2 protein-coding genes are annotated in these 10,344 nt (G+C 53.2%); both read right to left on the reverse strand.

Translation table 11 applies throughout. The features are described from left to right. Positions 1-351 precede the first annotated feature (351 nt). Positions 352-1,881 (reverse strand): hypothetical protein, encoded by a 1,530-nt coding sequence (locus tag BTA51_RS11240; protein WP_094707560.1) that lies wholly within the window; start codon positions 1,879-1,881, stop codon positions 352-354. A 50-nt stretch (positions 1,882-1,931) separates the two neighbouring features. Continuing rightward, complete coding sequence (locus BTA51_RS11245) at positions 1,932-9,899, reverse strand: type I polyketide synthase (protein WP_094707561.1); 7,968 nt, start codon at positions 9,897-9,899, stop codon at positions 1,932-1,934. Positions 9,900-10,344 lie beyond the last annotated feature (445 nt).

Here is a 10,344-nt window from a genome sequence, read left to right on the forward strand (position 1 = left end):
AGCGAAGGCTATCTTTTCAAAACCAGAATACATGCGCTGTCGCGAGCGACTAAAATTGCTGCAACATTGCGTTTTGTGTTTGCTGTATTCAGGTTCATGGCCTTCGTCTTCATCTAAACTTGATCATTAAGTGCGCGGATACTAACAGGCAATTAGACGTGAATCAACCAGCGCCTTTCCACAAATAAACATCGTGTATCATCCACACATACCTTTCCATAGAGCCAGAGTTTTCGTCGATTTTTCTTTTATAAGTTACCCTGGATGCAAGAGTCACCCTGGACGCAAGAGTAACCCCGCATCCAGGATAACTGGGCCAACTAGGATTGGTCTCAACGGATCCCGATAACGTTATTTAACCGCCCCATACCAAGTTGTCGTGAATTCCGGCCAATCACCAATGGTCAGGATTTCCTCCGGCGGCAGCATGATGGTGTTCTTTTCCTCTTCCGTCCATACCTTGCTTTGGGCCTGGTGACAGGTCTGGCAGGCGGAAAGGTCGGTGCCCCACTGCTTGCGCTTCAGGAAGAAATTAAGGGGATCATCTGACGGGTCATCATTGGCATACAGATCCGCAATAGCCTGGAGATTGTTCACCCGGTGATTCACGGCATCGTGGCCGTAATCCCACTCCGCATAGTTCTCAAAGTACGGCATCCAGGACAACAGTGTACCTGCGAACTCCACTTCTCCAGCCTTCAGCAGATAATCCACCCAACCCAGGTTGAATCCCAGTGCGTTAAAGCTGAAGCGCGGTTTATTATGGCAGGTGCGCAGATCATCCCGGCTCAGGCATAAATCGATGGTGTCGGTCCAGACGTCATAACCTTCCAGAAAATTCTCAGGGCTCTGAAAGAAGTCCACACCCAGCGTAAACGCATGGAACGGCATATTGATATCGTAGGTCCAGATACGGTGCTCATCGTCAATACGGGAAGCCGCCTCGCTATCATGATTCAGTGTGGCCAGCCATTTACGATGGATCGCGGAGAAACCTCCCAGGATGGAACCTAACCGGAATCTGACATTGTTTTCAGGATCCACCTCCCAGGCCTGTTCAATGGCTTTTGCCAGATCGATGGTATGCGCGGCAAACCAAGCTCCCAGGATACTGTTATACAGCACTGTAGGATCTTCATAATCCGTTTCACCGCCATTCCAGGTATTGACTGCAGTAATTCCAAAGGAGGTAAAAGCGTTATTCGGCTGCGCGACGAAATCCTCCATGAGTTTATCCGCAGCGATATAGCGGTTCTCCTCATGGTAGTTAAAGGTCTCAATAAAATAATCGTACGCCGGGTGGTCGGATTCATCCGCGACAGGCTCGCCGCCTTTGCGTTTTAGTTTATCCAGTTTCCTGTTCAGCTTAGTCAGCGCTTTTCCTACCCAGCGATCACCGCCACCGAGATCCTCAATCCGGTTGAAGAAGTACAGGGCAATAATCGAGTGTTCCACTGATTTTCCGCTGACCGGCCGAATCAGTAACGACTGACGTGCGTGGTATGCCGCCAGAAAGTTGGTCAGCAGAAGGTCATCCGGATGATTCAGATATACCGTAAGAATGGCTTTTTCAAAGTTGCTGATGTCTGGTTGCGTTGCATGGGGCAGCCAGGTTTCATAGGCTGTCAGAGGGTCCACTTCCTCTGCCGAGCCCTCTGGGATTCCCTGTTGCTGCATTTGAATATCCAGTCGCTCCTGAAAATAATTAACAATGGCAGGATGCTGCCTGAAGCGGGAGAGGGTTTTGAAGTCCACCCCGAGTTCGTGTTGCAGGGTGAGGTCCGATGCCAGTGCATCCGGGTTCAAGTCCGGCGCGGCCTGGGTTATTCCGGCGATGGTCAGCAGGCTCCCCAGCAGAGCTGCTCTGCATATCTGAATCATATAATTCTCCTGAATATTAAAGTTGATCTGTTGTTTTCCCGTTCCCTGTGTCAGCTCTTTGCCAGTGCTTCCAGGGTTTCTTCTGATGCCGGGGACAAGCCGGTGGAATCCTGACCCACTCTGTTCACCCCAGTGCTTTTTTCTGCCTGTTGAATCTGCTCCGACAAATCCCGTCGAGGGATGTCCGACAGTTTTTTCAGTACGGATTCCGCCTCCTGCAACAAGCGTTCGACAGTGTCGTCAGTGAAGGTATTGCGGTAGTAATAGCAGGCAAGACTCATCTCCCCTTCCGTCAGCCGTCCATTGATGTAGAACTCGTGCTGATGAACTTCGGGATCTTCAATAAACGGCTCTGGTGTATGCCCAGGTCCCTCCGGAGCCACCTTCAACCAATCGCCAGCGGCTTCGTATTTCATGAAGTCACAATTGATCTCCACTTGGGGCATCAGGTCGTTGTCGATTTGCTTCTGCACCTCAGGATCTGCGTGCAGATATTTGAGTGCTTTCAGACCTACGCCCGCATTGGGAAGATTCAGACGTTGTTCACTCAGACTGACGAGTTGCTCTGTGATGGACAGATTGGGATCCAGATCAAACAGAATTGAAGAGGTTTCATTGATCTGCCCGAATAACTCTGGAATCTCAACGTTTTCAATGACGTTGTGGCGCGCATGGATAACCAGATCAGCCCATAGTTGATCGGATTGCGTACGCTGATTAAAGGCACGCATCACCGCATAGACCGTGATATCTGTGAGCTCGAAAGCCTTATCCCGACATAGGTTCAGCAACCCTCGGGTGGTCTCCCGGTCCAGAGTAATCAATCTGAAATCCTTATGCTCAGGTTGCCTTTCCTCCACTACCGGGTAGTCCGATTCGAAGAGGGTTTCTTGCGCCTGGTTCATTTTATCCAACCAGTAATCCAACTGGTCCGCAGCCGTGGTATTGGCAAACTGGTGGATACTCTTATTCCACTCCACCAATGAATGTCCCTTTGGCGGCATTGTCACGGCTTGCTTCCGACGTACCTGGTCGTATAGACGCTCAAGACCCTGAGCGAAGATCTTCATCGACATCCCGTCCGCGACAAAGTGATGGAACACCAACAGGAAACGGTGTGGATTAGCGGCATCAATCTGGTGATAAGCCAGCCGATACAACGGATCGCCAATCTCAAACTTCCATTGTTCATGCAGGCCATAGTTGGTTTCCTGCATATGGGCCACGCCTTCTTCGTAGCCCAAACCACGCCAGTCATAGCGGGGAATGTGAAGCGTCGGTTGGGAAGGGGCGATTTGCTGTTTCCATTCAGCCTCGTTATCCCCCGGCCAACTTACCTGCAACCGACTCCCGTCGTGGTAGCTGAACAAAATCTTAAGAGCAGTTTCCAACGCTGCCAGATCAAAACCGTCATCGGCAAACTCAATGAGCACGGAAACGTTGACGATGCGCTTTTTCTGCCGCATCCAATGAATCACTTTGGCGGTAAATGGAAGTTCGCCCGTCAATTCATGACTGGTATTGATTTCTGGGTTCTGCGGGTCCCACATCAACAGGTCTTTTTCCACCTCTACCTGACCAGACAAGACCTCCAGTAGCGGCCCTTCCAGTATGGCTCCCGCCATTGCCTTGATCGTAGGATGCTGCATCACAATCGTGGACGGCATTTTGATTTTGAGCACGTGCTGTAGTTGATTACGGAAGTCCATCGCCATGAGCGAGTTCATGCCGTAGTCGAACACGTTCTGATGGATTTCAATGCCCTCAGCTGAATCAATCCCAAGGACATCCGCCAGCATGTCCTGGAGCTTTTTCCTCAGCATTAGTAACCGCTGTTTGGGGTCTGCTTTGGTCAGGGTTTCGATGAATCTGACCCTGTTATCCTGATTGTCCTGGGCAAAGAATCCGGCGAGCAAAGTCTTCTGTTCCGGTGCCGGATACTGGCGTGCGATCCGGCTCCAATCCAGATCGAACACTCCAGCCTGCACTACCCGGTAGGTGAGCAGAAGTGACAGCGCCTGAATCCCCCGGTCGGTGTCCAAGGGGGTCATTCCTGCATCGCGCATACGCTGCTGGTCACGATCGTCCAGATTGGCCGCCATTCCTGCGTCACTCCAGGGGCCCCAATTCACGCTCAGCGCAGGTAGCCCCAGCGAACGCCGATACTCTGCCAGGCCATCCATGAAAGCATTGGCCGCCGCGTAGTTACTCTGCCCGGCCCAGCCCACCACGGAAGCAATGGAAGAAAAACAGACGAAAAAATCCAGATCGAGGTGCAGAGTCTGTTGATGCAGGTTCCAGGCACCCAAGACCTTCGGCGCCAGCACCTTGTGAAATCTCTCCGTTGTCTGTTGTTGGATAACCCCGTCATCCAATACGCCCGCTGAGTGGAGAATACCCGCCAAGGGCTTCATACGGCTCTGCACCTGCTCAACAATGCCAGCCACATCCTCCGCAATGGATATGTCGCCCTGAATCACCTCCACCCGTACTCCCTGCAACCGCGCCCTGGAAATTTTATCCATCGCGGCTTCTGAGGGAGCCCTGCGTCCGACCAGAACAATAGAACTGGCGCTCTCACGAACCAGCCACTCCATCATTTCGAGACCGAGCCCACCTAATCCGCCGGTGATCAAGTAAGTTCCCCGATCATTCACCACCTGAGGTTCGATGCCTGCCACAGCAAAAGCAGGTTCGCCATTGAATACCAGAACCGGCACTGTGTTGGAGGGGAGTTCTTCCAGGAGTACGGAGTCCCTGGAAACAGGTATCGCCCAGGTATCAGGCAGTTTCAGTTCATCGTCCTGCATCAGTGAAGACACTTGATGCAACAATTCACAGACAAGCTCCGGTTGGCATTCCAACAACACAGACAGATCCAGCCGGTGATAACTGATTTGCTTTTCCGCCAAGCGGCGACCAAGTAATGCCCCCGAACCATCCAGCGGGCGTAGCTGTACAAATCGCCCCAGCGGCTTGAGCACACGGATACTGCGATCAAGAAACTGGCCAAACAGCGAGTTTAGAACAACATCCACTCCCGCCTGCTCACCTGGAGAAGTGGTCGAATCCATCATGCGCTCGGCGAAATCCAGGCGGGAACAATCGAAAACCTGTTCAATCCCCAGGGATCTCAAATAGTCTCTTTCGGCTTCGGTCTCCGCCGTCGCCACTACGCTGGCTTTGGCTCGCAAGGCCAAGCGAAGAGCGGCAAGACCAACGGGGCTGGCAGCCTGATGGATTAATATTCTTTCCCCCGCCCTGATTCGCGCCAGATGATGTAGAGCATACAATGCTTCCGCATAAGGTCCGGCCATAGCGGCGGCTTGCGCCATGGTGACACCTTCCGGTTTACAGATGACGGAGGAGACATCCGCCGTTACCTGGGAACAAGCTCCCTGCTGACTGAGTCCGAAAACCGGCTGGCCGATCGCTAACGACTCAGTCCCCGCGCCGACAGAAGCAATGCTTCCCGCATAACCGACCACTGTTGATCGATCACCCGACAAGGCCGCGCTGGCGCAGGCAACATTAATGGCAACGTTCTGAGGACCTGCCTCCACCGGCTCTCGGATCCGGCGCTCCAATGTCACGACATCTCCCGAAGAGGCGTTCAGATGAACGCCAAAACAGCGGGATGGCGAGATACGGGTGGGGGCATGCGCATATTGCTCCAATCGTGCAGGTAAAAGGCGCTGCAAACGATGCACAAACCGTCCTTGCTCTCGTAGAGCCACTTCGGCTTCACGAGATTGCCGTGTCAGCTCCTGGGACAACTGCTCAATCACCCGGTCCGACACGGCCATATCCAGGTCAACCAACTTCACCAGATATTCCGAGTGCTCAGAGCCATAGACCCGACCGAATCCCCACATGGCGGCCTGCACCGGTTGCGGGGTGAAATTATCTTCCGGAATACGGTGAGCTGCCTGCGACACCAACACGACCTGCGCCAGTTGTTTCCAGCTCACCTGGTCAATCGCCTGGGCCAGTATCATTGGCGTGATCACCGTATACTCACACGCCTCCATGGGGTCACCCAGAAGCGCATCCTCAACACTCTTAACACCCTGGCCGTTCAGGTAAACAATACCGTGACAGGTGTCAGCCACTTCCTGGAAAGTGCTTATCAATGTCGATTTATTGCGGGCTTGCTCGGAATTGAGCAGAACTATCCGATGCCCCTGGGATTCCATACACTCCGCCAATCCTTCGGCGACTCCTTCTTGGTAAGTCAGTACGATCCAGGATTGGGGTGGAGTTTCAGGTAGCTCTGGCATTTCCGCCGAAAGCTCCTGCGCTTGCCATTGGAAGTCGTAGAGAGCTTCCCCGACGCCAGACATCTGGTCGCGAGTGCGTATGGCCTTTAACTCAACGCCGAGCACTTCCACCAGCACCTGGCCTTCCGCATTACAGATCGATAAATCACCGATAAAGCTCTGATCATCCTTGTACAGGGTTTTCATATGGCCGAAGCAGCGCACCGGAGGAACACCGAAATAATTGATACGGCGGATATTCACCGGCAGATAGCCATGATTGAGAATGGGGAAGACACTCTGGAACGCGGCATCCAACGAGCAAGGATGAAGTAGATAGGCATGATTTCCTTCACCCATGGACGTTGGCCAACGGAATTCCACCAGAACCTCCCGCTCGTCGTAGCAGGCATTTTCCACACCTTGAAAAACTCCCTGGTAGGTCAGCCCCAATTCCGCGCAATGGGCATAGAAACTTTGCTTGTCCATGGTTTGGGTCAGCCTTTCCTGCAATGTTCCCAAAGGCACGGGCATAACAGGCGGCATTGGCTCTACTTCGCTGATCTCTCCTTCGCTGTAGGCTTCCCATTGCGACCCTCCCGCCGCCATCGCATGTATCCGGAAGCGTTTTTCCAACTCATCAAAGGTCGTCTCAATAACGGCTTCCTTGTCCGGCTTTAGGAAAAATGCTTTCCTGAATACCAAATTTTCCAGCGTTACGTAGCGCTGCTTTAATTCGTGGCGCGCCAGAGCTAATCCTGCCTCGACATAAGCCGCACCGGGATAGACCGTGACACCATCCACCTGGTGATCAGCAATATAGGCTTCTTCCGCCAGATCCAGGCGCTTTTGCCACACGGGCATCGTGGACGCGAACCTGGCGCCCAACAAAGGGTGTACCGGTTCAGAAAAACCACCGCCCTGGGTTAGGTTTTTCAGGCGGGTTTGTCGGGCTTCTTCTGACTCATTCCAATAGGATTGATGCTGCCAGCGATAGCCCGGCAGGCTCACCAGCTGTCCCGCACCGGGGTATAACAACTGCCAATCCAACGGATATCCCCCGGTATGCAGCTCTGCCAGCATCTGCTGCATACGCAGATCACCCTCCTGTCCCCGACGTAAGGTGGAGACACAAAGGGAAGACTCATCCATGGCACTGACATTCTTCTGTACCGAACCGGATAATGCAGAGTGAGGTGCCACCTCCAGGAACACCCGCACGCCCTGCTCCGCAATCTGTTCGATAGCATCCTTAAAGCGGACCGGCTCGCGTACGTTGTCGGCCCAATATTCCGGACTCCAGTCCTCTGGACCGGTCAACCTGCCGGATACCGTGGAATAGAGAGGGACATTCGGTTCTCGAACCTCAATACCCTGCAACACATCGATTAACGGCTCTCTTAACTGATCCATCACCGGGCTGTGATAAGGAACGCCCACATTCAGAAAGCGGCAGAACTTACCCGCCTGCTCCAATTGCTCCGATATCCGGGTCAGGGTATTTTCATCGCCGGCCAGAGTCAGCGCTTCTTCACTGTTGACCGCCGCAATAGAAATCAGATCCTCTTTCCCTCTCAAATAGGGCAACAGATCCTTTTCAGACAAACCTACCGCCAGCATTTTGCCGGTGCCCTGAGTCGTCTGCTGAAGACGACTCCGGTGGTAGATAATCCTGATGGCATCTTCAAAGCTGTACACACCAGCCACATAGGCTGCAGCCACTTCCCCGGCGCTATGGCCCACGATGCAATCAGGCTTGATTCCCCAGGATTTCAATAACGCTGACAGCGCCACCTGGATGGCAAATATTCCCGGCTGGGCAACCTCGGTTTCGTCCACCCGGTGGTGCTCGGAATCGTCAAATATCGCCTCCAGCAAAGACCATCCGGCATAGCCACGAAATGCAGAGTCACAGCGGTCCAATACCTCACGAAATACCGGCTCTACCGCGTACAGACTCCTGCCCATGCCCGCCCATTGGGTCCCCATACCCGCATATACAAAACATATGAGATCTCCCAGCTCGGAATTGGCCTTGGCCTGAATGGTTCCGGGATTGGCTTTTCCTTCGATGACGTCCTGTAAATGGTCCAACAGTTGGGCTTTATCTCCAGCGATCGCTGCCAGGCGGTGGGGATGATGTTCACGCTTCACTGCGGCGGTATAACAAATATCATGTAAAGCCACCTCCCCTGCCCCAAGCACGGGATCCTCACTGGCCAGAAAATCGCGCAAGGCCGCGGCTTGACCCTTTAATCCCTGTTCGGTTTTGGAACTGATCAATAACGTTTTATGGAGACCATTAAGGACCGGAGCCTGGCTATTGGCGTGCTGACGCGCCATAGGTGCTTGCTCAAGAACAAGGTTCGCGTTGGTACCGCCAAAGCCGAATGAATTGACGACCGCCCGACGCGGCATCCCCTCCTGGTCTGGCCATGGCCAGTTATGACTGGCGATATCCACATTAAGTGATTGCAGATCGATCGCAGGATTAGTCTGGTGATAGTGGATATTGCCGGGCACAAGACCTTCGTTCATTGCCAGCACAGTTTTGATCAGACCGGCCATTCCGGCTGTGGCTTCCGTATGGCCGATATTGCTTTTCACCGAACCGATCAAACAGCGGGGACGGTTGCCCTCTCTGGGGCCAAAGGTCTGGCCCAGGGCATTGACCTCAATCGGGTCACCCACAGCGGTGCCTGTACCATGAGCTTCCACATACTGAATATCCTCGCTGGATACTCCCGCCCGGTTCAGGTTAAGTCGCAGCAGCTTTTTCTGGGACTCCCCATTGGGTACGGTAATCCCCACCGTCTGCCCGTCCTGGTTAACTCCGGTGGCTTTGATCACTGCCAGAATCCGGTCCCCGTCACGCTGGGCATCAGACAATGTTTTCACCACCACCCAGGCAGCACCTTCACTGCGCACATAACCATTGGCAGACGCATCAAAACTCTTACAGCGCCCGTCCGGCGACAGCATGGAAGCCTTACAGATCGACATGGTCAATTCGGGACGCAGCAGAATATTCACCCCGCCGGCCAGCGCCAACCGACTGTCTCCGTTCAATAGCGCCTTACAGGCCATATCCAACGCCACCAGGGAAGAGGAGCAGGCGGTATCCAGTGTCACGCTGGGGCCGGTGAAATCAAACACATAGGAAATCCGGTTCGCTGTCAGCGTCATGGAAGGACCGGTCGCGGAATGGCTGGACATCAGGTTATGGGCATTGGATTCCAACTGAACCTGTTCATAATCGTGCATGAACTGGCCCACATAGACCGCGGTATCACTGCCCTTCAAATCCCCGGCCCGAATGCCGGCGTCCTCAAAGGCTTCATAAGCCAGCTCCAGCAGCCAGCGGTGCTGGGGATCGATAAAGGGAGCTTCTTTGGGCGAGATACCGAAGAACTGGGGGTCAAACTGATCCAGTCCTTGAATAAACCCGCCCCGGCGAACATACATACGGTTGGGCTTTTCCCTGTCCGCATCGTAATAGGCACCGATATCCCAACGGTCTTCAGGCACCTCCACAATGCCGTCACCACCGTTGATAAGAAACTTCCAGAATTCCCGGGAATTCTTCACATCACCTGGCAGTCGGCATGACATACCGACAATGGCGATGTCCTGATCGCTCCTCTTTACGACATCGTTACCCTTTACAACATCACTGCCCTTTACAACATCATTGCCTGCTACAACATCTGTTCCAGGGATCCGGGTAGCCCCTGCAGGGCTGGTATGCTTTTGGCTCATTTGCACCACTCCATGTCATGATTGATCTGATACCCGCGCAAACTTCCTTTTTCATGAGTGGTTCCCTACCGCATCAATCACCAGACAACCAGTGACGGAAAATGCATCAGATACTTCCATACATCATCCTGATAACGCTCCTGCTATGCGGCTGTGTTCCGCTAGCCAGTCACATGAGTTGTTGGTGACTTTCTATTTTATTTTCCAATCAGATTACTCGGACGCTCCTTTAACTCATCCTCCAGGGCAAAAAAAAATTGGGAGTAGTCCATTTGCACGAGGGGAACGAGGGGAGTTTAAGGGGGGGGATACCCCGGGGGAGATGAGGAACGGCAGGGGATTTCAAGGACAAAAAAAACCGCGACTCACGAATGCAAATCACGGTTTACCAATGTCTTTAAGCTAGCCAGAATCCCAAGATTGAATTCAGCTATAATATTTTTGA

Origin of the sequence: Hahella sp. CCB-MM4, from assembly GCF_002260525.1 — a bacterium.
In the GTDB taxonomy this organism is placed as follows: domain Bacteria; phylum Pseudomonadota; class Gammaproteobacteria; order Pseudomonadales; family Oleiphilaceae; genus Hahella.